Origin of the sequence: Streptomyces spinoverrucosus (assembly GCF_006539505.1) — a bacterium.
GTDB lineage: Bacteria > Actinomycetota > Actinomycetes > Streptomycetales > Streptomycetaceae > Streptomyces > Streptomyces spinoverrucosus.
The window spans coordinates 132,882-158,356 of record NZ_BJND01000012.1; the positions used below are offsets into that span (position 1 = coordinate 132,882).

Genomic DNA, 25,475 nt, shown 5'->3' on the forward strand with positions numbered 1-25,475 from the left:
CGAGCCCAGCGGTTACGCTTCACGGAGCCCGGGGCTGGAGCCAGGCGGTTGTATGCGGCGGAGCCTGAGGGGGCCAGGCGGTTGTGCCCGACGGAGCCCGAGGGGAGCCGGGCTGCGCCCGACGGCCGACGCTCCCGACCCCCGTCGCTCCGGGTGCGCACCGGGCGGCCGGGGCCGACTGTCAGTGGGGCGTGGCAGGATCGGGGGCGTGGCAGAGACAGCATCGAAGCAGACCGACAGCAACCCCGGCGGCAGCCGCCCGCGCCTGATGCTCATGGACGGGCACTCACTGGCCTACCGCGCGTTCTTCGCGCTGCCCGCGGAGAACTTCACGACCGTGACGGGCCAGCCGACGAACGCGATCTACGGCTTCGCGTCGATGCTGGCCAACACTTTGCGCGACGAGGAGCCCACGCACTTCGCGGTGGCCTTCGACGTCTCCCGCAAGACTTGGCGCTCGCAGGAGTTCGCGGAGTACAAGGCGAACCGCTCCAAGGCCCCGGACGAGTTCAAGGGCCAGGTCGAGCTGATCGGCGAGCTGCTCGACGCGATGCACGCCCCGCGCTTCGCGATCGAGGGGTACGAGGCGGACGACGTCATCGCCACGCTCACCACGCAGGCCGAGGCCGAGGGCTTCGAGGTGCTGATCGTCACCGGTGACCGCGACTCCTTCCAGCTCGTCTCCGAGCACACGACGGTGCTCTACCCGACGAAGGGCGTCTCGGAGCTGACCCGGTTCACCCCGGAGAAGGTCTTCGAGAAGTACGGGTTGACGCCCGCGCAGTACCCCGACTTCGCGGCGCTTCGCGGCGACCCGTCGGACAACCTGCCGGGCATTCCCGGCGTCGGCGAGAAGACGGCCGCCAAGTGGATCAACCAGTTCGGTTCGTTCGCGGAGCTGGTCGAGCGAGTCGACGAGGTCAAGGGCAAGGCCGGGCAGAACCTGCGCGACCACCTGGAGGCGGTGAAGCTGAACCGCCGGCTCACCGAGCTGGAGCGGCAGGTCGAGCTGCCCAGGACGGTCGCAGACCTCGCGCGCGCGCCGTACGACCGCAAGGCCGTCGCGATGGTGCTCGACACCCTGGAGATCAGGAACCCCTCGCTGCGCGAGCGGCTCTTCGGCGTCGACCCGGGCGCCGAGGAGGCCGAGACGACCCCGGTCGTGACGGACGGCGTGGAGCTGGACGGCTCGGTGCTGGGCACGGGCGAGCTGGCCCCGTGGCTCGCCGAGCACGGCTCGGGCCCGCTGGGTGTCGCCACCGTCGACACCTGGGCACTGGGCACGGGCTCGGTCGCCGAGGTCGCGCTCGCCGCGCCCGAGGGAGCGGCCGCCTGGTTCGACCCGGCCGAGCTGGACGAGGCTGACGAGAAGGCGTTCGCGGCCTGGCTGGCCGACGCCGGCCGGGCCAAGGTCTTCCACAACGCCAAGGGCGCGATGCGGGTCTTCGCCGAGCACGGCTGGACCATCGAGGGCGTCACCATGGACACCGCGCTCGCCGCCTACCTGGTCAAGCCGGGCCGCCGCTCCTTCGATCTGGACGCGCTGTCCCTGGAGTATCTGCACCGCGAGCTGGCCCCCGCCGCCGCTGCCGACGGCCAGCTGGCCTTTGGCGCGGACGACGGTGCCGAGGCCGAGGCGCTGATGATCCAGGCCCGCGCGATCCTCGACCTGGGTCAGGCCTTCGAGGGCCGGCTGGAGGAGGTCGGCGCGGCGGACCTGCTGCGGGACATGGAGCTGCCGACGTCGGCCCTGCTGGCCCGGATGGAGCGCAACGGCATCGCGGCCGACCGCGCCCACCTGGAGGCCATGGAGCAGATGTTCGCCGGTGCGGTGCAGCAGGCCGTGAAGGAGGCGCACGGTGCGGCCGGGCACGAGTTCAACCTGGGCTCGCCCAAGCAGCTCCAGGAGGTCCTCTTCGGCGAGCTGGCCCTGCCCAAGACGAAGAAGACGAAGACCGGCTACACCACGGACGCCGATGCCCTGGCCTGGCTGGCGACCCAGACCGACAACGAACTGCCGGTGATCATGCTCCGTCACCGTGAGCAGGCGAAGCTGCGCGTCACGGTCGAGGGCCTGATCAAGACGATCGCGACGGACGGCCGGATCCACACCACGTTCAACCAGACGGTCGCCGCGACCGGCCGCCTGTCGTCGACGGACCCGAACCTGCAGAACATCCCCGTCCGCACGGACGAGGGCCGGGCGATCCGCCGCGGCTTCGTCGTCGGTGAGGGTTACGAGTCGCTGATGACGGCCGACTACAGCCAGATCGAGCTGCGCGTGATGGCCCACCTGTCCGAGGACGCCGGCCTGCTCGAGGCGTTCACGTCCGGCGAGGACCTGCACACCACGGCGGCCTCGCAGGTGTTCGCGGTCGAGCCGACGGCGGTGGACGCGGAGATGCGCCGCAAGATCAAGGCGATGTCGTACGGCCTGGCGTACGGGCTGTCGGCCTTCGGCCTCTCCCAGCAGCTGAACATCGAGGCCGCCGAGGCCCGCGCTCTGATGGACGCGTACTTCGAGCGGTTCGGCGGGGTCCGGGACTATCTGCGCCGGGCGGTCGACGAGGCGCGGGCGACGGGCTACACGGCGACGCTGTTCGGGCGTCGGCGCTATCTCCCCGACCTCAACAGCGACAACCGCCAGCGTCGCGAGGCGGCCGAGCGGATGGCCCTCAACGCGCCGATCCAGGGCACGGCGGCCGATATCGTCAAGATCGCCATGCTGAAGGTGGACCGGGCGCTGCGCGAGGCCGACCTGAAGTCCCGCCTGCTCCTCCAGGTCCACGACGAAGTCGTCCTGGAGATCGCTCCCGGCGAGCGCGAGGCGGTGGAGGAACTGGTCCGCCGCGAAATGGCGGACGCGGTCCAGCTCAGGGCACCTCTGGATGTCTCGGTGGGCGTCGGCCCCGACTGGGAGTCGGCCGCGCACTAGCCTCCGGCGGACGCCCGCTGTCCACTCCGGGCCCCACAGGGAGCCCTCGGCAGGGATGCCGGGGGCTCCTGCTGCTTGCCACTGCGGTCCTCGGAAGCGCTGCCTCCAGTTCCTCCGCTGTTTCTCCGCCGCAACGGCGGCCGACCCTCAGGGCGCGGCCCGGCGGTGGCTGCGACCCTCGATGGCCAGCCTGGCGGTGTTGATTCTCTGCATCGGCGGCCGCCCCCTCAGGACGCCAGCCCGGCGGTGCCTGCGACCCCGATGGCCAGCCTGGCGATGTTCACTCTCCGCAACGGCGGCCACCCCACCCAGGCCGCAGCGGTGGTGCCCAGGGCCCGACGGCCCATCCCGGCGATCCCCGCGCTTCGCAATCCCGCAGCTCAGCCGGTCCTCGGGCCCTGGCGGCCCGCCCGGGCGATCCCAGCCTCCGCGAACCCCGCAGCTCATCTGGTCCCCAGGCCCCACGGCCACCCCGGCGCCCCCCGACCCTCCGCACCCCCGCAGCCCATCAGGTCCCCAGGCCCCACGGCCACCCCGGCGCCCCCACCCTCCGGACCCCCGCACCTCACCGCTCCCCGGGCCCAACGGCCCACCCCGGCGCCCTACCCTCCGCGCCCCCGCACTCACCCCCTCCCCAAACCCACCCACCCCCGCCGCACCCCCGGAGGGCCCTTCACCCACGTGGCCCCCGCGAAAAAGCCCCCCGCCGCCCGCGCCCGTCAAGATGCCGCCATGGGTATACGCATGCTCAGCCGCCGAACGGCCCCGGCTCAGGCCCCGCCCCCGGTCCACGCTGTCGGCGCAAGCACCGCCCGCATTCCCACCAGCCCGGCGACGAGTCTGTGCCACGTCGCGGTGGACCTCCGTCGCCGCGTCGCCGCCCACTGGGAAAGCCGGAAACCCGCCCCCGTACGCCCCCGTGACACCGCCGCATGGCGCCTGTGGGCCGACCTGGCCCGCGAGTACCTGACTCTCTGCCTCACGCCTGCTGCCCCGCCCGTCCCGTTCGACGGGCACCGTCGCCGAAGCGATCAAGCCCCCTGACGGCTCCGGTCGCGCTCCCTGCCCGCCCCTTCGGAACCACTGGGCACGAGAGCCGGTCGCCGCACCCGCACGACCACGGCGTACACGAGCACCGCCACAACCAGCCCCGCCCCGGCACCGAAGCACAGCGTCGGGATCAGCTCCCAGGGTTTCGCCGAGGACCCCCAGTACGCCCACCACCGCGCCGCCCGATGCGCCGCCGCAAGCGCCGCACAGCCGCCGATCAGGACCAGGGCCAGCCACCGGTCCCGTACCGACAGCACGGGCACGCCCACCGGCTCGGCCGCAGGCACCCGTCGTAGCCCGACAACCACGAACACGGCGATGACGACCGCGGCCACCGCGGAACCCCCGTACTGCAGGTACCAGTACAGCGGCGAGCCCGCGATCTCCCGGCCCAGCACCGGAAACAGCCGCATCCCCCACCGGTCGAGATGCGTGAACGCGTCCCAGACGACGTGCGTGAGCGCGCCGAGCACGGCGGACACGTACCACCACGCCACCAGGGATGGCCGTACGCGCGCGCGTGCCGCCCCGCAGCGCAGCAGCGAGGCCACCCGGTGCTGGCGCCCGCGCGGCAGCAGCGCCACCAGGGGTTCGCGCACCAGCAGCCACAGCCCCACCAGCGCCCAGGCGATGAGCACGTCGATGGTGAACACACCCGCGAAGGAGTGCGTCACGTCACCGAATTCCATCGCGCCGGACAGCACACTCGCCACGTAATAGGTCATGTCGGGCGCGAACGAACCCGCGACGAGCACGGACGGAACCAACGGGCCGCGGCCCGTTCCGTCGGGACGGATGACGGGCAGCACGGCTGCCGCGTGACTGAGGGTGAACGGCAACAGTGCTCCCCATGACGGACGTTGACGTCCAGTATGAGCGACGGTGTGCGGCGAGTTCGCGAACCCCGGGGTGCGGCCAACGCCACAACGTCGTATGGCCAAGCGGTGAAAACCGGACGGGGGCGGGTGCCCGTGCGAACGAAGTTGTCGTAGGGTCGCCTGGGTTGACGGACTGGGGAGTGCGTGCAACAGCCAGCAGGGCAGTATCAGCAGAGCAGTAGCAACAAACAGCATCAACAGAGCAGTACCAACAGGGCGTATGCGGGCGACTCGGACGCCCACGGGAGGGGTTCTCTTCATGGCGGCGCATTTCGGCAGGAGGCTGCGCAAGGGCGCGACGAACACCGCCGTGGCCGCGGCTGTGGCGGCGGCACTGGTCGCCTCCCAGGCCCCAGGGGCCGAGACCGACGACGCCGGCAGACAGACCACCACCGGCACCCAGCCCTCGTCCGACACGCCCGCCGGGGACAGCGCGACCGGTAACTCGCCGTACTACACCGACCTGCCGCCGCTGGACAGCCCCAGCCCCGTCCCCACCGTCGGCCCCACCGCCGACCCGACCGTCACGGGCGACACCGCCGCGGGCATACCCGCGACCGTCCTCGACGCCTACCAGAAGGCGGCGGCCGAACTGCGCGAGGCAAAGCCGGGCTGCAATCTGCCCTGGGAACTCCTCGCCGCCATCGGCAAGGTCGAGTCGGGCCAGGCGGGCGGCGGCAACGTCAGCGCCAACGGCGACACGATCACCCCGATCCTCGGCCCCGCGCTGAACGGCAACGGCTTCGCACACATCAGCGACACCGACAACGGCGCGTACGACGGGGACAGCACGTACGACCGGGCCGTGGGCCCCATGCAGTTCATCCCGTCCACCTGGGCCTGGGCGGGCCGCGACGGCAACGGCGACGGCGTGGAGAACCCGAACAACATCTACGACGCCGCCCTCGCCGCCGGCCACTACCTGTGCCGCTTCGGCTGGGACCTGTCCGTCGACGACGACCTGCACAGCGCGATCCTCAGCTACAACAACTCGACGGACTACCTCAACACCGTCCTGTCCTGGCTCGAGTACTACCGCAAGGGCACGCACGAGATCCCCGACGGCAGCGGCGCGCTGCCCGGCAACCGCAGCGACAACCCCGCCGGGTCGAGCCCGTCGACGCAGAAGCCGACGCAGCAGCCGTCGCAGAGGCCGGAGACCGGCTCGCCCACCCCGAAGCCGACCCCGCCGTCGGGCGGCGGCTCCACCACCCCGAAGCCCACGCCGCCCAGCACCCCGCCGACCCCCACCGACACGGTGGACCACCTGGAGGACGGGGGCACCGCGCAGCTCACCGCGATGGCCGGCGACGCGTTCACCGAGCGGGTCAGCACCCGCGCCGAGGGCAGGGACGGCAAGGGCGTCGCCAAGGTGCGGGTCCGCTTCACGATCGTGAGCCCCACCGACGCCACCTTCACCGGCGGCGAGAAGGTCGCCACGGTCGTCACCGGCACCGCGGGCGTGGCCGTCGCGCCGGCGCTCCAGGCGGGCGAGAAGACCGGCTCGTTCACCGTGCGGGCCACCGTCGTGGGCCGTTCGATCCCCGGCGTCGACTACACCGCGACCGTCACCGCCCGCGCCGCCGACGCCCTGGCCCGCACCAGCGACACCGAGCTGACGTGTACGGCGGGCGGCGAGTTCGCCGAACAGGTCGAGGTGAAGGCGACGTACCAGGGCGCCGTGGCGGACCGGGTGGCGGTCACCGCCACCCTGATCAAGTCGGTGCTCGACCCGACCGAGAACGACAAGGGCCCGTACTTCAAGGACGCCAACGGCAACCCGGTTCGCACCCTGACGGGCCTGGAGACGGACGCGAACGGCCTGCTGAAGCTGCCCAAGCTGTACGCGGACGACACCGCCGGCACGTACATGCTCCGCCTCACCACCGAGGGCGGCGCGACGCTCAACGTCCCGCTGAAGGTGACGGAGGCCGAGCCGACACCGTCGCCCAGCGCGTCCGAGAGCGCGAGCCCGTCGGCCAGCCCCAGCGCGTAAGTCCCCGTACGGCCCTTCGGCCTCCTGATACGACAGCGGCGGCGCCCCTACGGCAAGGGGGCGCCGCCGCTGTCGTGTGCAACGTGTTCTCATCTCGCCCGCCCGTTGCTACGGTGCCGGACCTGACGATGTATCAGTTCCAGCTGGCCCGGAGGCAGGCATGCGCGCCCTGATCGCCGCCGTGACCGGTCTCGCCGTCGCCCTCGCCCTGGTCCTTACGATCACGGCCATGGGCGCACCGACCGGCGAGACGTCCCCGAAACCGCTGTTGACGACGGTGCCGGCACACCCGTAACCCCGGCGGAGGGAGACCGAGATGCGCCGCAGGACCAGCCTCATACTGCTCGCCCTCGCCGTGTTCTTCGCGGCGCTGTCCCCACTGCTGCGCTGGTACGCCTTCCCGCGCCTCGCCAAGATCCCGCCGAGCCAGTACCAGGACATGGTCCTGGAGGCGAAGGACGCCACCCTGCTCGACTACGGCACCATGCAGGCCCGCAAGGTCCCCAAGGTGACCATCGTGCAGACCCTCAAGGGCAACGTGGAGGCCTCCGAACGGATCGAGCGGACGGCGGGACGGGACGTCGTCGTCTGGGACGGCCTGTCCTACGTCCAGGGCCCCGACGGCAAGATGGTCTCCAAGATCCCCGAGCGGTACATCTTCGACGCCCACACCCAGGAACCCGTCCACGCCACCGGCGAGATGGTCGACGGCGACCCTGTTCGCCGGGAGGGCATCGAGTTCAAATGGCCGTTCCTGACCGAAAAACGAAACTACGAATACTTCGACGCACAGGCGCGCATCACCGCGCCCATCCACTACAAGGGCACACAGACCTTCCATGGCGTCGAGGTCTACTACTTCGAACAGACCATCCCCTGGACGAAGGTGCCGTTCCCCAAGGCCCTCCCCGTCGAGGGCATCACCCCCGAGTCCATCGCCGAGACCGGCACGACGCGCTGGTACACCACGGTCCGCAAGTTCTGGGTGGAACCGCTCACCGGTGCCCCCGTCTACGGCGAGGAGATCCACAAGGAGGAACTCCGCGGCGGCACCCTGCTCGGCGGGCGCGACAAGGTCACGGCGTTCGCCGGCCATGTGAAGATGCGCGAGGACTACATCGACCACACGGTCGACCTGGTCAAGTCCAACCGCACCCTGGTCCTGCTGATGACCTCGTACCTGCCCTGGGGCTTTCTGACCCTGGGCGTACTCCTCCTCGCCCTCGCCCTGTACCTGGAGGCCCGTGGCCGCCGCCCCGGCGACCCCGCCCCCGAGCAGGCCACGCAACCGGCACCGGTCAGCGCCTGAGCCGCGCGTTGGTGTGCCGGGTGGGCTCGGCGGTGGCGGGGTCCTCGGGCCACGGATGCTTGGGATAGCGGCCGCGCAACTCCGCCCGTACGCCCTTGTAGCCGTCCCGCCAGAAGGACGCGAGGTCGGCGGTGACGGCGGCGGGACGGCCCGCGGGGGAGAGCAGATGCACGAGCACGGGAACCCCCGCGAGGGTCGGCGACTCCTGCAACCCGAACATCTCCTGCAACTTCACGGCGAGGACCGGCCGTCCGGGATCCGTGTAGTCGATCCGGATTCTGGACCCACTCGGTACGGTGATCCGCTCCGGGGCGAGCTCATCAAGCCGCGCCGCTTCCCCGGAGGCCCAGGGAAGCAACCGGGCCAGCGCCTCCCCTGCATCGATCCGCGCCAGATCACTCCGCCGCCGCGCCCGGCTCAGCTCGGGCTCCAGCCACTCCTCCACGCGCGCGTGCAACGCCTCATCGGACACGTCCGGCCACGGCTCCCCGAGACGCAGCCGCAGAAAGGCGAGCCGCTGCCGCAGCACGGCGGCGTCGGGCGTCCACCGCAGCAGGGCGAACCCTTCCCGTCGTAGTCCGTCGAGAAGGGCGGCGCGTACGAGGGCGGGGCCGGCGTCTTTCAGGGGCCGGACCGCGAGTTCGATCGCCCCCAGCCGCTCCACCCGGCGGGCCACGACGTCGCCGTCGGCCCAGTGGACCTCCTGGCTCTCGGAGTACAGCGACGCAGCCGCCGACCGGGCCGTGTCCTCGTCGACCACAGCGGCCAGCCGCACACGCGCGTGCCCCTTGCCGACGGGGCGATCGGCAACCGCGACGGCGATCCACTGGGCGCCACGCAGCCCGGTGCCCTCACCGACCTCTGCCCGGGTTCCGGAGGCCATGAGGTAGGAACCGCCGTCGGCCTTGGCAACGCGCTCGGGGAAGGCGAGCGCGGCAACGAGACCGACCAAGCGGTCCTCGCTGAATTCATGGGTGGGCGGTTGGGAGAACTCCCCGACGGCCGCCCGCAGCCGCCGCACTTCCGCTCGCCACCGCGTGGCGTAGGCGTCACCCCCACGTCGAGCAGCCCGCAAAGCAGCTCCCAGGTCGTCCCCGTACTCCCGCGGCGGCTCATCGGACAGCAGGGCCACCACCTCGGCGCCCGCACCGGAGGTGTCCAGCAGCGCCCGCCCCAGCCGAGGGTGCAACCCCAGCCGAGCCAGCCGCACACCCCGCTGCGTCGCCCGGCCGACGGAGTCCACCGCGCCCACTCCGGCGAGAGCGGCCCGCGCCGCAGCCATCGCCCCGCCCGGCGGCGGATCCAGCAAGGCCAGCCCGGACGCTTCCGGATCCCCCCAGCAGGCCACCTGGAGCGCGAACGCCGTCAGATCGGCCACCTGGATCTCCGGCGCCGGGAATCGCGGCAGACGGGCGTCCTCGGCCTCCGCCCAGCAGCGGTACACCACGCCGGGCGCCTCACGCCCGGCCCGCCCCGCCCGCTGCCGCCCGGCCGCCTGCGAGGCCCGTACCGTCGTCAGCGCGCTCAGCCCGCGCGCGTGATCCACCCGCGGCTCCCGCGCCAGCCCCGAGTCGACGACGACCCGCACCCCCGGAACCGTCAGTGACGACTCGGCCACGGATGTCGCCAGCACCACCCGGCGCCGCGCCCCCGGCGACAGCACCGCGTCCTGCACGTCCGCCGGTGCCCGCCCGTGCACCTGCAGCACATCGACGTCGCCCACATCCCCCAGCTGCCCGGCGACCCTCGCGATCTCCCCAACCCCCGGCAGGAAACACAGCACGTCCCCCGCCCGCTCGGCCAGCGCCCGCCGCACCACCGACGCCACATGGGCGAGCAGCGCCGGATCGACCCGCATGCCGTGCGGCGGCCGTACCGGACGCGCCGGCGGCGCCCACACCACCTCGACCGGGTACGCGGCACCCTCCGCCGCGACCACGGGAGCCCCGCCGAGCAGCCGCGCCCAGCCCTCCGCGTCGGTCGTCGCCGACGCGGCCACCAGCCGCAGCTCCGGCCGCAGCGCCTCCCGCACGTCCCACAGGAACGCCGCCACGGTGTCCGCGTCCAGATGCCGCTCATGGCACTCGTCGAGCACCACCACGTCGACGCCGCTCAGCTCCTGGTCCCGCTGGAGCCGCTGCAACAGAACACCGGTCGTGACCACCTCCACGCGCGCGTGCCGCCCGACGACCCGTTCCCCGCGCACGGTGTAGCCGACGCTCTCGCCGACCTGCTCACCCAGCAGCCACGCCATCCGCCGCGCCGCCGCCCGCGCGGCGATCCGCCGAGGCTCGGCCACGACCACCCGGCGGGCCGGCCCCTCGCCGAGCAGCCCCGCCAGCACGAGCGGCACCAGCGTCGTCTTGCCCGTGCCCGGGGGAGCGACGAGGACGGCCGTGCCGTGCCCGTCCAGGGCCTCGCGCAGGGCGGGCAGTGCCGTACGTACGGGCAGCGCGTCCAGGGCGTCGTAACGGATCACGCACTCAGTCCCGTACGCACACGAAGATCGCCGTTCCCGGGATCAGACCGCCGCGCAGCGGCGACCAGCCACCCCACTCGGAGGAGTTCCAGGCCGGCCACTCCGGCTCCACTAGGTCCACGAGCCGGAAGCCGGACGCCACGATGTCCCGGACGCGGTCCCCGAGCGTCCTGTGGTGCTCGACGTACACCGCGCGGCCGTCCTCGTCCTGCTCCACGTACGGCGTGCGGTCGAAGTAGGACCCGGAGACGGACAGCCCCTCCGGGCCCGGCTCGTCCGGGAACGCCCAGCGGATGGGGTGGGTGACGGAGAAGACGAAGCGGCCCCCGGGGCGCAGTACCCGCCGCACCTCCCGCAGCACCAGCCGCGGATCGGCCACGAAGGGCAGCGCCCCGTACGCCGAGCACGCCAGGTCGAAGGAGGCGTCCGCGAAGGGCAGGGCGGCCGCGTCGGCGCACACCAGAGGGAACGATCCGCCGATGCGCAGCGCGTGCTGGAGCTGGCGGTGGGAGAGGTCCAGGGCGACCGGGCGGGCACCCTGCGCGGCCAGCCAGCGGGCGCACTGGGCCGCGCCGGCGCCGATCTCCAGGACGTCCTTGCCCTTCAGGTCCTCCGGCGGGCCGAGCAGCTCCGCCTCCACCTCGTCCAGGCCCTCGGGACCCCACACGAAACGGTCGTCGCCGAGGAACGTGCCGTGCTCGATCTGGTACTCGTCCGCGTTGCGGTCCCACCAGCCCCGGTTGGCCCGGGCGCTCTCCGTGACATCCGAGGCACGCCGGGTGGCTTCGGGCTCGGACGCTTCAGGCTCTTGGATGATCGGCTCCCTCGTCGTACTCTTCCGTCCAACCCGTCCCGGCGGTGTCACTGGAGGGGCGCGCCAGGGCCTGCGTGGCCTCAAGAGACAGGTTTTGTGCCGGGTATGGGGCGATCCGCCCCGGGTGTGCGGCTTCGCGCATTGACCCTGTCCGGCTGCCCCCGTATGCTACAAGTTGCGCTGCGGGCCTGCGCACCTCAGACGTAGCAGGCTGCGCTCGCATCTGTTGTATGTCCCCTCGGTTGTCGAGGCGCCATCACCAGTACTGGTGGGGCGCTTCCTTGGCTGTCCGGCTTCTGCAGAGCGAAACGGGCTCCCGGCGTAAGCAGTACCTACGACTTCAATGTCCGTACCGGAGCCCTTTCCCACATGACGAGCAGCACCGAGACCACCGCCACCACCCCGCAGGTAGCGGTCAACGACATCGGTAACGAGGAAGCCTTCCTCGCAGCGATCGACGAGACGATCAAGTACTTCAACGACGGCGACATCGTCGACGGCGTCATCGTGAAGGTCGACCGGGACGAGGTCCTGCTCGACATCGGTTACAAGACCGAAGGTGTCATCCCGAGCCGCGAGCTCTCGATCAAGCACGACGTCGACCCGAACGAGGTCGTCGCCGTCGGCGACGAGATCGAGGCCCTGGTCCTCCAGAAGGAGGACAAGGAAGGCCGCCTGATCCTCTCGAAGAAGCGCGCCCAGTACGAGCGTGCCTGGGGCACCATCGAGAAGATCAAGGAAGAGGACGGCATCGTCACCGGTACCGTCATCGAGGTCGTCAAGGGTGGTCTCATCCTCGACATCGGCCTCCGTGGCTTCCTCCCGGCCTCCCTGGTCGAGATGCGCCGCGTTCGCGATCTCCAGCCGTACGTCGGCAAGGAGCTCGAGGCCAAGATCATCGAGCTGGACAAGAACCGCAACAACGTGGTCCTGTCCCGCCGTGCCTGGCTGGAGCAGACCCAGTCCGAGGTCCGCCAGACGTTCCTCACCACCCTCCAGAAGGGTCAGGTCCGTTCCGGCGTCGTCTCCTCGATCGTCAACTTCGGTGCCTTCGTGGACCTGGGTGGCGTCGACGGTCTGGTCCACGTCTCCGAGCTGTCCTGGAAGCACATCGACCACCCGTCCGAGGTCGTCGAGGTCGGCCAGGAAGTCACCGTCGAGGTCCTCGACGTCGACATGGACCGCGAGCGTGTCTCCCTGTCGCTGAAGGCGACCCAGGAAGACCCGTGGCAGCAGTTCGCCCGCACCCACCAGATCGGCCAGGTCGTGCCCGGCAAGGTCACGAAGCTGGTTCCGTTCGGTGCGTTCGTCCGCGTGGACGAGGGCATCGAGGGTCTGGTCCACATCTCCGAGCTGGCCGAGCGCCACGTGGAGATCCCGGAGCAGGTCGTCCAGGTCAACGACGAGATCTTCGTCAAGGTCATCGACATCGACCTCGAGCGCCGTCGCATCAGCCTCTCGCTGAAGCAGGCCAACGAGTCCTTCGGTGCCGACCCGGCCTCGGTCGAGTTCGACCCGACCCTGTACGGCATGGCCGCGTCGTACGACGACCAGGGCAACTACATCTACCCCGAGGGCTTCGACCCGGAGACCAACGACTGGCTGCCGGGCTACGAGAAGCAGCGCGAGGAGTGGGAGCGCCAGTACGCCGAGGCGCAGTCCCGCTTCGAGCAGCACCAGCAGCAGGTCATCAAGTCCCGCGAGGCCGACGCCGCTGCCGCGGCGGAGGGTGGCGAGGCTGCGGCTCCGGCCGCGACCGGTGGCTCGTACTCCTCCGAGGGCGGCGACCAGTCCGGCGCGCTGGCTTCGGACGAGGCGCTGGCCGCGCTGCGCGAGAAGCTCGCCGGTGGTCAGAGCTGAACGCTGCCGCTGAGGCTTAGCCGTTGACTGAGGGGCCGTACCTTTCGAGGTGCGGCCCCTCAGTGCTGCCCTGGTGCTGGGTTGTGCTTCGGCCGCGGGCCGGTGGGGGCTTGTCACGCCCACGCGGCGGAGCCGCATATCGATACAGCCCCGCGCCCCTTGGGGGCGTTGTCCATTCCGTTCTCAAGATCATGGGCCCCTCCTCCGGGAATGCCCACGCCCGTAAGGGCGTTGTCACGTACGGACACAAGGAGGAGCGGTCACAGTGCTTGATCCGCAGGGTTTGTACACGTGGGAGCCGAAGGGCCTGGCCGTCGTCGACATGGCGCTGGCCCAGGAGTCGGCGGGCCTTGTCATGCTCTATCACTTCGACGGATACATCGACGCGGGCGAGACCGGCGACCAGATCGTCGACCGGCTCCTCGACTCGCTGCCCCACCAGGTCGTCGCCCGCTTCGACCACGACCGGCTCGTGGACTACCGCGCCCGCCGTCCGCTGCTGACCTTCAGGCGTGACCGCTGGACCGACTACGAGGAGCCCACGCTGACCGTGCGGCTCGTCCAGGACGCAACCGGAGCGCCCTTCCTGCTGCTGTCCGGCCCGGAGCCGGACGTGGAGTGGGAGCGCTTCGCCGCGGCCGTGGGGCAGATCGTGGAGCGGCTCGGCGTCCGCCTCGCCGTGAACTTCCACGGCATCCCCATGGGCGTCCCGCACACCCGCCCGGTGGGCCTCACCCCGCACGGCAACCGCACCGACCTCGTGCCGGGCTACCGCAGCCCCTTCGACGAGGCCCAGGTGCCCGGCAGCGCCGAGTCGCTCGTCGAGTACCGCCTCATGGAGGCCGGGCACGACGTCCTGGGCGTCGCCGCCCACGTCCCGCACTACATCGCCCGCTCCCCGTACCCGGACGCGGCGCTGACCGTCCTGGAGGCCATCACCGCCGCCACGGGACTGGTCCTGCCCGGGATCGCGCACTCCCTGCGCACGGAGGCGTACCGCACCCAGACGGAGATCGAGCGGCAGATCCAGGAGGGCGACGAGGAACTCACCGCCCTCGTCCAGGGCCTGGAGCACCAGTACGACGCGGTCGCCGGCGCCGAGACCCGCGGCAACATGCTCGCCGAGCCGGTGGAGATTCCGTCGGCGGACGAGATCGGGCGGGAGTTCGAGCGGTTTCTGGCGGAGCGTGAAGGGGACAACTGAGGGGTGGGCGGCCAGGGCGGCCGGTGGCCGTACGTCCCGTGGGATGCGTTTTCACTGGTAAGTCCCGGTGGGGTGCGCTGTCACCGGCAGGGCCTAAGCTTCCGCTCATGCTGAAGGTGGGCCTGACCGGCGGTATCGGCGCCGGCAAGAGCGAGGTGTCGCGGCTGCTCGTGGAGTGCGGGGCCGTGCTGATCGACGCGGACCGCATCGCGCGGGAGGTCGTCGCGCCCGGCACTCCCGGTCTCGCCGCGGTCGTCGAGGCCTTCGGTGAGGGGGTGCTCGCCCCGGACGGCGGCCTGGACCGGCCCAGACTCGGCTCGATCGTCTTCGCCGACCCGGAGAAGCTGGCCGTCCTGAACTCGATCGTGCACCCATTGGTGGGGGCCCGCTCCCGCGACCTGGAGGCCGCGGCCGCCGAGGACGCCGTCGTCGTCCACGACGTCCCGCTCCTCGCCGAGAACGGCCTGGCGCCGCTCTACGACCTCGTGATCGTCGTCGACGCCAGCCCGGAGACCCAGCTGGACCGGCTCGTACGGCTGCGGGGCATGACCGAGGGGGACGCACGCGCGCGTATGGCGGCCCAGGCGACGCGCGAGAAGCGCCTGCAGATCGCGGACATCGTGATCGACAACGACGTACCGCTGCCGGAGCTGCAGCGGCGCGTGAAGGACGTGTGGGCGGAGCTGGTGCGCCGGGCGCACGTGTCCCAGGGGCCGTCTCAGGAGTCGCCGGGGGAGTAGCGGAGTAGCGGCGACGGAGCTGTCCTGGCTGGAGCGGCCACGAGCTGCTCGGGAAGCTGTATCGGCCACGAGCCGCTCGGGAATACGGGCCTGGCGAGCGGGCGTTGAATCCGGCCAGTAAGGGAAGGACTCTGCCGTGCCCGAGACCAGCGGTTCGACCGGACGTTCGCCGGAGACGCATGTCATCGACTACCGCGCCGCCGAGCAGTTGCTCGCCGCGCGCGATCCGCGGGGCGCGGTGAAGCTGCTCGACCCAGTCATCGCCGCGCACCCCGAGAACACCGCGGCCCGGCTGCTGCGCGCGCGTGCGTTCTTCGCCGCCGCGCAACTGCGGCCCGCGGAGCTGGAGTTCACGATCGTGCTGGAGCGTGAGCCGGACAACGCGTTCGCGCATTTCGCGCTCGCGCGCACCTATGAGCGGCAGGGGCGGCCGGAGCAGGCCAAGCGGCACTTCCGGCTGGCGGCCGCGCTGGATCCGAACCCGGAGTATCTGAAGGCGGCACGTTTCGACGGGTGAGTCGGAGGACGGGGAACCCGGGGGCGGGATCCGGGGCGGGTGCCGGGAGACGGCTACGGAGCGCTGTCGTCCGGGGGCCGGGCTTACGTCGTCCGGGGCCGGGCTTACGCGTGCGCGGTCGTCCGGGGGCGGGCCGGGGGACGGGCTATGGTGCGCGGTCATCCGGGGCGGGCCGGGGGACGGGCTACGGGTGCGCGGGCCTCCGTGGGTCGGGAGCCGTGGGACGGGCTACGGTGCGCGGTCGTCCGGGGGCCGGTACGGTGTGCGGTCGTCCCGAGGTCGGTACGGTGGGCGGTCGTCCACGGGCCGGTAGGGCGGGATGTCCCGGCCCGGCTGGAAGTGCGGGCCTTGGCGGATGTGCCGGACGACGACGATCAGATCGATGGTGATCACCAGCCAGAGCACGCCGCAGGCGATCGCCCAGCCGGGGCGGCCGGCCAGTGTGAAGGCGATGGTTCCGAAGATCGCCCAGGCCAGCCCCCACACACTCAGCCAGAAGCGCATCCGCAGCGCACTGCGCGCGGTCATCGGCTCACTGCCCGTACGCATCGGGATCATCACTCCTTGCTTGAAAAGTACTCTTCGGCGCGGGTGTTCTCCAGCGATGGGGCTCGGGCCGCCTGGTGGCGTCCCGGCACGACAGCGGCCCTGCTGAGAGGGCGGCGCAGAAATCAGCTCACTCGAACGGGTGAACTGGGGGCGGGTGGGAACGGCCGTGCGGGGGCGGGCCGTTGGGCGGGCATGGGGCTGAAAATGCGAGCAGGACATCAGGGGACGGGGCCGGGAGCGATCACGCCGGACGGCTGCGCGGTCGAGCTGTACTCACGGTTGCCGGTGGGGGACGAGCCGGACATCATCGCGGGCGCGGTGCCCGCCGGGGCGCACATTCTGGAGCTGGGCAGCGGGGTGGGTCGTATGACGCACCCGCTGCTGGAGCGGGGCTACATGGTCACGGCGGTGGACGAGTCGCCGGAGATGCTGGAGCGCGTCCGCGGGGCGCGCACGATATGCAGCCCGATCGAGAAGCTCGACCTCGGGGAGAGGTTCGACGCGGTGCTGCTGGCGTCGTTCCTTGTGCACACCGCGGACGAGGAGGTGCGGCGGGGCCTGCTGCGGACGTGCGTACGGCATCTCGCGGACGGCGGCTGTGTGCTGATCCAGCGGGAGGGCGAGGACTACCACACGAACGTGCCGCGCGAGCGGGTCGATCCCAGCGGCTTCACCCTGCGGATCGTGTCGTCGGAGCCGGTCGGGGACGGCACGAACTCGGTACACGCGGAGTACGAGTTCCCGGACGCGACCTGGACACAGACGTTCCGGGCCAGGCTGTTGACGAAGGAGGAGTTCGAGGCGGCGCTGGGGGAGGCGGGGCTGAGAGTGGACGAGTATCTGACGGAGGATCGGATATGGGTGCGGGCAGTAGTGGCTGGGTCGGGGTCGACGGCCTGAGCACGGGGCGGGGCGGCGCTGGTTGCCGACCGGTGGGTGGTCGAGAATTCCCCTCGGACGGCGATGAGTTCCGGGCCGGGGGCGGGTCTACCTCTGTGACAGCATCACGGACCGCTTCACACAGGAGACCCCCATGTCCGAGACCACCGCTTCCGTAGCCTCTGTCGCGTCCAACGCGTCTGTCGCGCCCGCTTCCTCTTCCGCCGTCGTGGCCGAGTCCGCGACCGCCCGGGGCCGCCGGGCCCGAATCGCCCTGCGGGCCCTCCAGGTGGTCCTCGCGCTCTTCTACGCAATCGCGAGCGCGCTGCCCAAGTTGATCGCACACTCCTCGGCCACCGAGATCTTCGCCGACATGGGCTGGGGCAACGCGGGGATCTACACCATCGGCATCCTCGAACTGGCAGGCGCGGTCGCCCTGCTGGTGCCGCCCCTCCAGTCCGTCGCGGCGATGTCGCTGGGCGCGCTGATGGTGGGTGCGTTCATCGTGCAGCTGACGGTCTTCGACGGGCAGAACGCGGCGACACCGGTGATCCTGCTGGTGCCGCTGGCTCTGATTGCCTGGGCACGGCGGGGACAGAACGCGGAGCTGTTGAGGGTGCTGCGGCGGCGGTGACGGGCGGGCATCGACCGCGGCTGACCGTACGGCGGCGGTGGCAGAGCGTGGAGCTGCTGAGGGTGCGGCGGCGGGGGTGACGAGCGGGCATCGACCGCGGCTGACCCTACGGCGGCGGGGGCAGAACGTGGAGCTGCTGAGCGTGCTGCGACGGCGGTCGTGACCGGCGGGGCACCGACCGCGGCTGACCGTACGGCGGCGGGGGTAGAACGCGGAGCTGCTGAGGGTGCTGCGCCGCGGTCGTGACCGGCGGGGCACCGACCGCGGCTGATCGTACGGCGGCGGTGGCGACCGGTGGGGCGACGTGCCCGTCGGCCGTCATCGTCGTGGGGGGCGAGGGGCCGCACCGGCGGGCGTCTCCTGGTCGGCGAGGCACTCCCGGGGTTGTCCTCGAAGTGGCTCGGCGAGGTGCATTGGGCCCCGTCGTGGTGGGTCGGCGAGGCGCATTGGGCCGCCGTCGGGGTGGGTTGGCGAGGTGCGTCGGCCGTCCTCGAAGTGGGCCAGCGAGGTCCATGGGCTGCTGTCGGGGTGGCTCGGCGAGGTGCATTGGCTGCCGTCGAGGTGGGTCGGCGAGGTCCATGGGCTGCTGTCGGGGTGGGTCGGCGAGGTGCGTCGGCCGCCCTCGAAGTGGAGCGACGAGACCCATCGGCCGCCCTCGAAGTGGGCCAGCGAGATCCATTGGCCACTGTCGAGGTGGGTCGGCCAGGTGCATTGACCGCCCCGGAAGCGGACCGAAGAGACCCAGCGGCCGCCCTTGAGGTAGGCCTACGAGAGGAGCGGCTGCCCTCGCAGCACCCTCGGCCACGCTCGGCGGTGCTCCGCCGATGTCCGCAGGTCAGCGTCCTCCGGGACGGCCACCTCGGCCGCCCGATCGGCCAGAGCCGCCACCCGATCGGCCAGAGCCGCCACTCGGTCGGCCAGAGTTGCCACCCGGGCCCACCGGGCCCACCGGGCCCCCCGAGCCCACCGGGCCCCCGAGCCCTCCCGGACCTCCCAGTCCGCCGGGAACTCCGGGGCCTCCGGGCCCACCCGGACCGCTCAAGCCGCCCAGTCCGCCCAGGCCGCGCAGGCGTTCCAGTTCGCGGCGGTCTCGCTTGGTCGGGCGGCCTGCGCCGCGGTCGCGGATGCCTGCGGGGGCGACGGCCTCGCGGGGCGGGGGCGGCGGGCTGTTGTCGATGTAGCACTGGACGGCCACCGGGGCGCCGACCCGCTTACGGATCAGCCGCTTGACGACGACGATACGCTCCCGGCCCTCATGCCGGAGCCGTACCTCGTCGCCGACGCGCACCGCGTGGGCGGGCTTGACCCGCTCGCCGTTCAGTCGCACATGGCCGCCCCGGCAGGCCGCGGCGCCCTGGGAACGGGTCTTGACCAGGCGTACGGACCAGATCCAGCTGTCGATGCGGACGCTCCCGCCGTTCGCCGGACCGGCCGCCTCAGCGGCGGCGATCGCGGCGGCGACCTTCGGGTCGACGGTGCCTGGGTGCACGGTCGGCAGGGCGTCGGTCTGCGAGGCGGTAGCGGACACGGCGTCGGCGCCCGGATCGTCGGGCTGCGGGCCGCCGGGTGCCTCTCGGCCCTCGCTCTCCCGGGCCAGGGGCGTCTCAGGGGCACGCCCGTCGGCCGGGACCGCGGCCGGGTCCGGGGCGTTCCGGCTGGTCCCGCCGCTGCCTGCCTTGTCCATGCGATCGGAAGCCATGCCATCGACCTTAGTCCCCTGGGCAGGGTGCGTTGACGGCTTTTCCACCGGCCCCTGCCCGGAGCCGACACCACCGCAGGGGTACGCCGGACCTACGGTGGACGCATGGACAGCAGCGCCCCCGCCGGTCTCCCCGGCCTCGATCAGCGGATCGCGGGCTGCCGGGCGTGCCCTCGGCTGGTCGCCTGGCGTGAGGAGGTGGCCCGGACCAAGCGCGCCGCCTTCGCCGACTGGACGTACTGGGGGCGGCCGGTGCCGGGCTTCGGTCCGCCGGACGCCCGACTGCTGATCGTCGGCCTCGCCCCGGCGGCGCACGGCGGGAATCGCACCGGACGGATGTTCACCGGCGACCGGTCCGGGGACGTACTGTACGAGGCGCTGTACGACGTGGGGCTCGCGTCCCAGCCCACGTCCGTGTCGGCCGGTGACGGCCTGGAGCTGTACGGCGTCCGCGTCACCGCGCCCGTGCACTGCGCGCCACCCGCCAACAAGCCCACCCCCGAGGAACGCGACACCTGCCGCCCCTGGCTCGTCCAGGAACTGCGCCTGCTGCGGCCGACACTGCGGGCGGTGGTCGTGCTCGGCGCCTTCGGCTGGCAGGCGGCGCTGCCGGCGTTCGCGGCGGCGGGCTGGACGGTGCCGAGCCCGAGGCCCGCCTTCGCGCACGGCGCACAGGTGAGGCTCGCCGCGCCCACCGCACCCACCGCACCCGCCGACCCGGCCGGGCCCGCAGCCCCCGCCGAGCCCCCAGCCCTCGCCGCACCCGACGGGCCCGCAGCCCTCGCCGCGCCCGCCGACCCCCACGTGCCCCCAGCCCTCGCCGCCCCCGACCGGCTCACCGCCCTCGACCTCTTCGGCTGCTTCCACGTCAGTCAGCGCAACACCTTCACCGGCCGCCTCACCCCGGAGATGCTGCGGGACGTCCTGCGCAGGGCGGCGCGTACGGCGGGGCTGGCCGTGCGAAATTGACGGGACGGGGCCGTCGTAGCGACGCTACGGTGCCCCGATGGGCCTCTACGCGGAGATCGAACCGTACGACCACGGCATGCTCGACGTCGGTGACGGCAACCGTATCTACTGGGAGACCTGCGGGAACCCGCACGGCAAGCCCGCGGTGATGTTGCACGGAGGGCCCGGCACCGGGTGCTCCCCGAACTTCCGGCGCTACTTCGACCCGGCGGCGTACCGGATCGTGCTGCTGGACCAGCGCGGGTGCGGGCGTTCGACGCCGAGCGCGAGTGCGTACGACACCGACATGAGCGTCAATACGACGGCCCATGTCATCGCCGATCTGGAGCTGCTGCGGCGGCATCTCGGGATCGAGCGGTGGCTGGTGTGGGGGGTGTCGTGGGGGTCGGTGCTGGGGCTGCGGTATGCGCAGACGCACCCTGGTGCCGTGTCCGAGCTGGTGCTGACCGGTGTCGCGACGGGGTCGAACCCCGAAGTCGCGCTGATGACCAGGGGTCTTGGCAAGATCTTCCCCGAGGCCTTCGAACGGTTCGTCGGCGAACTGCCGGATGGCGATCGCGACGGCAACCTCGCCGCCGCCTACAACCGGCTGCTGGAGTCCCCGGACGCGGCGGTGCGGGAGCGGGCGGCGCGGGCCTGGACGGACTGGGAGACGGCGGTGATTCCCGCACCGCCGCGTTCCGTGCCGCGCTACGAGGACCCGGTGTTCCGCATGGGCTTCGCCCGGACGGTCACGCACTACTGGGGCAACGACCACTTCCTGGGCGAGGGCAACGACGAGGGCGTGGTGCTCCGCGACGCGCATCTGCTGAAGGATATCCCCGGCACCCTCGTCCAGGGCGCTCTCGACTTCGGCAACCTTCTCGGCATCGTCTGGCGGCTGCACCACGCCTGGCCCGGCAGCGAGTTGGTGCTGGTCGACGAGGTCGGGCACAACGCGGGTGCGCCGGGAATGACGGAGGTACTGGTGGCGGCGACGGACCGGTACGCGGCGCGCACGCGCAGGTCCTAGCCGGGTTCCTCTCCGAACAGGTGCCGTACCGTCGAGCGGTAGTTGGCCCGTACGTGGCTCAGCGCGTGGGTGCGCGCCCGGTCCGGGTCGCCGGAGGCGATCGCCTCGTACAACTCGCGGTGCTCGGTGAGGAGTTGGGGCCACTCCTCGTTCTGCCGGGTGAGCCAGCGCAGGCGGCCGTCGACCGGTTCCATGACCGAGATGAGCAGGCTGTTGCCCGCCATTGCCAGGATGCGGTCGTGGAACCGGGTGTTGATGTCGGTGATCGTCTCGGCGTCCCCGGCCTCGGTGGCGTCGGCGGCGCTCCGTAGCAGCGCGCGCAGCTCCGTCAGCGCCTCGGGAGTCGCGCGGGACGCGGCGAGGCCCGCCGCGTACACCTCCAACGCCTCGCGCAGTTCGAACAGTTCCCTGACATCGGCCGGGGTCAACCGGCGTACGACGGCGCGGCGCGGGGTCTCGAACAGGACGAAGCCCTCGGCGACCAGCGCCCGGATGGCCTCCCGGACCGGGACGCGGGAGACCTCGAAGCGCTCGGCCAGCTCGCGCTCGACCAGCCGGTCGCCGGGGCGCAGGCGGCCCGCGATGATGTCCCGCCGCAGCCCGGCCAGGACGCGTTCGCGCACCGCTCCGAGGGGTTCGATCTTCGTCATGGGGCCATCTTCGCCGACTCCGGGTGTCTTTTACGGAGCGTTAACAGCAGCGATATCCGTCGGAACGGTTGACGGCGGGACCATGTCCGCAGTTTGGTATACCAAACCTTCCATCCCCACCGTCCCTCCGCCCTCCGTCCCCTCGTCCGTGGAGGCCCCGTGTCCCTCGCCGACCGTGCCGAAGCCACCGGCACACCACCGTTCGTCCCCGACCCCCGCCTCACCAACGAAGACCTCGCCCCGGCCGGCAAGCGCAACTGGAAGGTCTTCGACCTCTTCGCCCTGTGGATGTCCGACGTCCACAACCTCGGCAACTACACGTTCGCGGCGGGCCTGCTCGTGCTCGGCATGAACGTATGGCAGGTCTTCACGTCCCTGCTCGTCGGCTTCGTGCTCATCTACATCGGCATGAACTGGATGGGCAGCATCGGACAGCGCCACGGCGTCCCCTTCCCCGTCGTCAGCCGCATCAGCTTCGGTGTCTGGGGCGCCAACATCCCGGCGCTGATCAGGGCCGTCATCGCCATCATGTGGTACGGCATCCAGACCTACCTGGCCTCCGTCGCGGTGAACGTGATGCTGCTCGCCGCCTGGCCGGGCCTGGAGTCCTGGACGCACAGCTCGTTCCTGGGCCTGGACACGCTCGGCTGGGTGTCCTTCCTGTCGTTGTGGCTCGTCCAGGCGCTGATCATCAGTCAGGGCATGGAGTCAGTGCGGAAGTTCCAGGACTTCTGCGGTCCGGCCATTTGGCTGGTCATGATCGCGCTGGCCGTGTGGGTCCTCGCCAAGGCCGGCTGGACCATCTCCCTCACCTCCACCCCGCACCCGGTCTCCGTGGGCGAGCAGTGGCGGCAGTGGTTCGGCGCCATCGGGCTGATCCTCGCCACGTACGGCACGCTGATGCTCAACTTCTGCGACTTCTCGCGCTTCGCTCCGGACTATCGCACCGTCAAGCGCGGCAACTTCTGGGGCCTGCCGATCAACTCCACCGCCTTCGTGGTCGTGTCGGTCATCGTCACCGCCGGCTCGCTGGAGGTCTTCGGCGAGGCCATCACCGACCCGGCGGAGCTGGTGGCCAAGGTGGGCAACACCTGGGTCCTGGTGCTGGCAGCGCTGACGTTCGCCATCGCCACGATGGGCGTCAACATCGTCGCCAACTTCGTCTCACCGGCGTACGACCTCGCCAACATCTGGCCGCAGAAGATCACCTTCAAGGTCGGCGGCATGATCAGCACGGTGGCGGCGCTGGTGGTGACGCCGTGGAACCTCTTCTCGAACCCGACGGTGGTCAACTACTTCCTGGGTGGCCTCGGTGCCTTCCTGGGCCCGCTGTTCGGCGTGATCATGGTCGACTACTACTGGGTCAAGCGCGGCCGGGTCGACGTCGACCAACTCTTCAACGCCGAGCCGGGATCGCCGTACTACTACCGCAGGGGCGTCAACCCCAAGGCGCTGTGGGCCTTCCTTCCGGCGGCCGCGGTCGCGGCGGTGCTGGCGCTGGTGAAGACGTTCAGTGACGTGGCGCCGTACTCCTGGTTCATCGGTACGGCGCTGGCGGCCGGGCTGTACGTGCTGCTCTGCCGACGCGAGCGTGCCGAGGTGGAGGGCTGAGCGGAGTGCGCATCGTCGTCACCAACTGCAACACCACGCAGGAGATGACCGAGGAGATCGTACGAGGTGCCCGGGCCGCCGCAGGCCCGGGCACCACCGTGACCGGGCTGACCCCTGCGTGGGGGCCCGAGTCGGCGGAGGGCTGGCTGGACAGCTATCTGTCGGCGGCGGCCGTGCTGGACGCGTTGCGGACGTACGAGGGACCGCCGTACGACGCGGTCGTCATGGCCGGTTTCGGGGAGCACGGGCGGGAGGGCGTGCGGGAACTGGTGGACGTGCCGGTCGTCGACATCACCGAGGCGGCCGCGCATATGGCGTGCCTGATCGGGCGGCGGTACGGCGTTGTCACGACGCTCGAACGGTCGTGCGGGCAGATCGAGGACAGCCTGGAGCTGGCGGGGGTGGGGCGCAACTGTGTCGCCGTCGTCGGCACGGGGCTGGGCGTGCTCGACCTGGGGGACGGTGAACGTACGGAGACCGCGTTCCTGGCCGCCGCCGAGCGGGCGCGGGCAGCGGGGGCGGAGGTGCTGGTGCTGGGCTGTGCGGGGATGACGGGTCTGCAGCGGGCGGTGGGGGAGAAGCTGGGGGTGCCGGTGGTCGACGGGGTGGGAGCAGCGGTGAAGCTGGCGGAGTCGCTGGTGGCGTTGGGGCTTACGACGAGCCGGGTGGGGAGCTATGCGCGGCCGTTGGCCAAGCGGCGGGTGTGGGGAAGGCCGTTGACGCCGCCTGGTGAGTGAGCCGTTGGTCCGGGCGGCGTCGCGGGCCGCCACACGTACCGGACGTCCGGCTCCCGCTCCTCGTTGCCGCTGCCGTCGGTGTACTCGACGGCGACGAAGCCGTGGCGTTTGTAGAAGCGGTGGGCGGGGGTGTTGACCCGGAAGGTCCACAGGGTCAGGCCGTGGGGTCGGCGCTGCTTGGCGAGGTCCACGAACCGGTCCCCGATGCCCCGGCCGCGCCAGTCCGGATCGAGGTAGAGCTGGGAGAGCTGTTCACCGTCGAGCACCATAACGCCGATCAGGCCCTCCGGGGCCTCGGCCACCCATGTGTCCCCGAGCGGCACCACCACCTCCCGGAAATACGTCCGTACCTCGTCGTCGGAGCGCGGCCGAACGACGGTCGGCAGCGCGGCGGCGAAGGACCGCAGCCAGACGTGGGCCGCGGCGTCGGCGTCGGTCGCCGCGGCACGGCGTAGCGCGACACGGCTCATTCCGCTGGGTCCTCGGGTACGACGGCCGTCGCCGTGATCTCCACCAACTGCCCCGTGTATCCGAGACAGGCCACCCCGAGAAGCGTCGACGAATGAGGACCGGCACTCAGCCCGGACGCCTCGACGACCTCCCATACGGCGGACAGTACGGCGGGCTCGCTGCTCACGACGTACACATCGGTCGACAGCACGTGCGCCAAGTCGCTGCCCACGGCACGCAGCTGCTCCTCCAGATTGGCGATCACCTGCCGGGCCTGCCGTACGGGATCTCCCTCACCGACGAGCTTCCCGCCGGCGTCCAGGGGCACGGATCCGGCGAGGAAGGCGAGCTTGGTGCCGGCTTCGACGACGGAGGCGTGGGAGTAGGTGGGGGGAGGGAAGAGCGTGGGGACGGTGACGCGCTTGGGCATGAGACCTGCCTGGTTGCCTGGTTGTCGTTCACCGATCATGCGGGCCCCGGTGCGCCGATCGCACCCGAATATC

Annotated in this window: 22 protein-coding genes; 14 read left to right on the plus strand and 8 right to left on the minus strand. The window is 71.5% G+C overall.

Annotation, left to right across the window (positions count from 1 at the left end):
• The first annotated feature begins 208 nt into the window (after positions 1-208).
• Positions 209-2,935, plus strand: a complete 2,727-nt coding sequence (gene polA, locus SSP24_RS08885) for a DNA polymerase I (protein WP_141308630.1) — start codon at positions 209-211, stop codon at positions 2,933-2,935.
• 1,031 nt (positions 2,936-3,966) lie between these two features.
• On the opposite strand, the gene SSP24_RS08890 is transcribed toward polA, so the two are convergent.
• Positions 3,967-4,824: a DUF4184 family protein gene (locus SSP24_RS08890; protein WP_141308632.1), complete on the minus strand. Its 858-nt coding sequence runs from the start codon at positions 4,822-4,824 to the stop codon at positions 3,967-3,969.
• Positions 4,825-5,122: 298 nt separating this feature from the next.
• Here SSP24_RS08890 and SSP24_RS08895 point away from each other — a divergent pair, with 298 nt between their 5' ends.
• From SSP24_RS08895 to pgfA, 3 genes are all read left to right on the plus strand, one after another.
• A complete protein-coding gene (locus SSP24_RS08895) occupies positions 5,123-6,859 on the plus strand; it encodes a lytic transglycosylase domain-containing protein (RefSeq protein WP_141308634.1) in 1,737 nt (578 codons plus the stop codon).
• A 160-nt stretch (positions 6,860-7,019) separates the two neighbouring features.
• Positions 7,020-7,154, plus strand: coding sequence for an SPW_0924 family protein (locus SSP24_RS08900; protein ID WP_141308636.1), 135 nt, complete (start codon positions 7,020-7,022; stop codon positions 7,152-7,154).
• 21 nt (positions 7,155-7,175) lie between these two features.
• Positions 7,176-8,168: a cell envelope lipid trafficking protein PgfA gene (gene pgfA / locus SSP24_RS08905; protein ID WP_141308638.1), complete on the plus strand. Its 993-nt coding sequence runs from the start codon at positions 7,176-7,178 to the stop codon at positions 8,166-8,168.
• On the opposite strand, the gene hrpB is transcribed toward pgfA, so the two are convergent.
• On the minus strand, positions 8,158-10,647 hold the full coding sequence (hrpB, locus tag SSP24_RS08910; RefSeq protein ID WP_141308640.1) for an ATP-dependent helicase HrpB: 2,490 nt from the start codon (positions 10,645-10,647) through the stop codon (positions 8,158-8,160). The genes pgfA and hrpB overlap by 11 nt on opposite strands.
• 4 nt (positions 10,648-10,651) lie before the next feature.
• Positions 10,652-11,512, minus strand: coding sequence for a class I SAM-dependent methyltransferase (locus SSP24_RS08915; protein WP_174864630.1), 861 nt, complete (start codon positions 11,510-11,512; stop codon positions 10,652-10,654).
• Between the two features lie 318 nt (positions 11,513-11,830).
• Here SSP24_RS08915 and rpsA point away from each other — a divergent pair, with 318 nt between their 5' ends.
• From rpsA to SSP24_RS08940, 4 genes are all read left to right on the plus strand, one after another.
• Positions 11,831-13,321 (plus strand): 30S ribosomal protein S1, encoded by a 1,491-nt coding sequence (gene rpsA, locus SSP24_RS08925; RefSeq protein ID WP_141308642.1) that lies wholly within the window; start codon positions 11,831-11,833, stop codon positions 13,319-13,321.
• A 265-nt stretch (positions 13,322-13,586) separates the two neighbouring features.
• Positions 13,587-14,525: a PAC2 family protein gene (locus SSP24_RS08930; protein WP_141308644.1), complete on the plus strand. Its 939-nt coding sequence runs from the start codon at positions 13,587-13,589 to the stop codon at positions 14,523-14,525.
• A 107-nt stretch (positions 14,526-14,632) separates the two neighbouring features.
• Positions 14,633-15,265 (plus strand): dephospho-CoA kinase, encoded by a 633-nt coding sequence (coaE, locus tag SSP24_RS08935; RefSeq protein ID WP_141308646.1) that lies wholly within the window; start codon positions 14,633-14,635, stop codon positions 15,263-15,265.
• A gap of 136 nt (positions 15,266-15,401) precedes the next feature.
• Positions 15,402-15,782 (plus strand): tetratricopeptide repeat protein, encoded by a 381-nt coding sequence (locus SSP24_RS08940; protein ID WP_141308648.1) that lies wholly within the window; start codon positions 15,402-15,404, stop codon positions 15,780-15,782.
• Positions 15,783-16,010: 228 nt separating this feature from the next.
• Here the strand turns inward: SSP24_RS08940 and SSP24_RS08945 are convergent, their stop codons facing one another.
• On the minus strand, positions 16,011-16,340 hold the full coding sequence (locus tag SSP24_RS08945; protein ID WP_373306654.1) for a DUF6343 family protein: 330 nt from the start codon (positions 16,338-16,340) through the stop codon (positions 16,011-16,013).
• A 183-nt stretch (positions 16,341-16,523) separates the two neighbouring features.
• Between SSP24_RS08945 and SSP24_RS08950 the strand changes: the two genes are divergently transcribed.
• Both SSP24_RS08950 and SSP24_RS08955 read left to right on the plus strand, forming a co-directional pair.
• The gene (locus SSP24_RS08950) at positions 16,524-17,231 is read left to right on the plus strand and encodes a class I SAM-dependent methyltransferase (protein WP_167529544.1); all 708 of its coding nucleotides are present in this window, start codon (positions 16,524-16,526) and stop codon (positions 17,229-17,231) included.
• Positions 17,232-17,364: 133 nt separating this feature from the next.
• Positions 17,365-17,844, plus strand: coding sequence for a DoxX family protein (locus SSP24_RS08955; RefSeq protein WP_141308654.1), 480 nt, complete (start codon positions 17,365-17,367; stop codon positions 17,842-17,844).
• Between the two features lie 835 nt (positions 17,845-18,679).
• On the opposite strand, the gene SSP24_RS08960 is transcribed toward SSP24_RS08955, so the two are convergent.
• Positions 18,680-19,543, minus strand: a complete 864-nt coding sequence (locus SSP24_RS08960; protein WP_229864856.1) for an RNA-binding S4 domain-containing protein — start codon at positions 19,541-19,543, stop codon at positions 18,680-18,682.
• 105 nt (positions 19,544-19,648) lie between these two features.
• Between SSP24_RS08960 and SSP24_RS08965 the strand changes: the two genes are divergently transcribed.
• Complete coding sequence (locus SSP24_RS08965) at positions 19,649-20,512, plus strand: uracil-DNA glycosylase (protein WP_229864857.1); 864 nt, start codon at positions 19,649-19,651, stop codon at positions 20,510-20,512.
• A 37-nt stretch (positions 20,513-20,549) separates the two neighbouring features.
• Positions 20,550-21,524 carry a prolyl aminopeptidase gene (pip, locus tag SSP24_RS08975; RefSeq protein WP_141308656.1) on the plus strand — a complete coding sequence of 325 codons (975 nt, stop codon included), beginning with the start codon at positions 20,550-20,552 and terminating at the stop codon, positions 21,522-21,524.
• On the opposite strand, the gene SSP24_RS08980 is transcribed toward pip, so the two are convergent.
• Positions 21,521-22,174: a GntR family transcriptional regulator gene (locus SSP24_RS08980; protein WP_141308658.1), complete on the minus strand. Its 654-nt coding sequence runs from the start codon at positions 22,172-22,174 to the stop codon at positions 21,521-21,523. The genes pip and SSP24_RS08980 overlap by 4 nt on opposite strands.
• A 159-nt stretch (positions 22,175-22,333) precedes the next feature.
• On the opposite strand from SSP24_RS08980, the gene SSP24_RS08985 reads away from it, so the two are divergent.
• Positions 22,334-23,785 carry an NCS1 family nucleobase:cation symporter-1 gene (locus SSP24_RS08985; RefSeq protein ID WP_141308660.1) on the plus strand — a complete coding sequence of 484 codons (1,452 nt, stop codon included), beginning with the start codon at positions 22,334-22,336 and terminating at the stop codon, positions 23,783-23,785.
• Between the two features lie 5 nt (positions 23,786-23,790).
• The gene (locus tag SSP24_RS08990; protein WP_141308662.1) at positions 23,791-24,522 is read left to right on the plus strand and encodes an aspartate/glutamate racemase family protein; all 732 of its coding nucleotides are present in this window, start codon (positions 23,791-23,793) and stop codon (positions 24,520-24,522) included.
• Here SSP24_RS08990 and SSP24_RS08995 read toward each other — a convergent pair.
• Positions 24,459-24,992: a GNAT family N-acetyltransferase gene (locus SSP24_RS08995; RefSeq protein ID WP_141308664.1), complete on the minus strand. Its 534-nt coding sequence runs from the start codon at positions 24,990-24,992 to the stop codon at positions 24,459-24,461. The two genes, SSP24_RS08990 and SSP24_RS08995, sit on opposite strands and share 64 nt — an antisense overlap.
• Positions 24,989-25,402, minus strand: coding sequence for a RidA family protein (locus SSP24_RS09000; protein ID WP_141308666.1), 414 nt, complete (start codon positions 25,400-25,402; stop codon positions 24,989-24,991). The genes SSP24_RS08995 and SSP24_RS09000 overlap by 4 nt, the downstream gene beginning before the upstream one ends.
• Between the last annotated feature and the right edge of the window lie 73 nt (positions 25,403-25,475).

Bases quoted from the DNA above. Each gene is read 5' to 3' on its own strand.
- SSP24_RS08895 (WP_141308634.1), top strand. From the start codon at position 5,123: ATGGCGGCGCATTTCGGCAGGAGGCTGCGCAAGGGCGCGACGAACACC.
- SSP24_RS08900 (WP_141308636.1), top strand. From the start codon at position 7,020: ATGCGCGCCCTGATCGCCGCCGTGACCGGTCTCGCCGTCGCCCTCGCC.
- pgfA (WP_141308638.1), top strand. From the start codon at position 7,176: ATGCGCCGCAGGACCAGCCTCATACTGCTCGCCCTCGCCGTGTTCTTC.
- rpsA (WP_141308642.1), top strand. From the start codon at position 11,831: ATGACGAGCAGCACCGAGACCACCGCCACCACCCCGCAGGTAGCGGTC.
- coaE (WP_141308646.1), top strand. From the start codon at position 14,633: ATGCTGAAGGTGGGCCTGACCGGCGGTATCGGCGCCGGCAAGAGCGAG.
- SSP24_RS08945 (WP_373306654.1), bottom strand. From the start codon at position 16,340: ATGATCCCGATGCGTACGGGCAGTGAGCCGATGACCGCGCGCAGTGCG.
- SSP24_RS08950 (WP_167529544.1), top strand. From the start codon at position 16,524: ATGGGGCTGAAAATGCGAGCAGGACATCAGGGGACGGGGCCGGGAGCG.
- SSP24_RS08955 (WP_141308654.1), top strand. From the start codon at position 17,365: ATGTCCGAGACCACCGCTTCCGTAGCCTCTGTCGCGTCCAACGCGTCT.
- SSP24_RS08960 (WP_229864856.1), bottom strand. From the start codon at position 19,543: ATGGCTTCCGATCGCATGGACAAGGCAGGCAGCGGCGGGACCAGCCGG.
- SSP24_RS08965 (WP_229864857.1), top strand. From the start codon at position 19,649: ATGGACAGCAGCGCCCCCGCCGGTCTCCCCGGCCTCGATCAGCGGATC.
- pip (WP_141308656.1), top strand. From the start codon at position 20,550: ATGGGCCTCTACGCGGAGATCGAACCGTACGACCACGGCATGCTCGAC.
- SSP24_RS08980 (WP_141308658.1), bottom strand. From the start codon at position 22,174: ATGACGAAGATCGAACCCCTCGGAGCGGTGCGCGAACGCGTCCTGGCC.
- SSP24_RS08995 (WP_141308664.1), bottom strand. From the start codon at position 24,992: ATGAGCCGTGTCGCGCTACGCCGTGCCGCGGCGACCGACGCCGACGCC.
- SSP24_RS09000 (WP_141308666.1), bottom strand. From the start codon at position 25,402: ATGCCCAAGCGCGTCACCGTCCCCACGCTCTTCCCTCCCCCCACCTAC.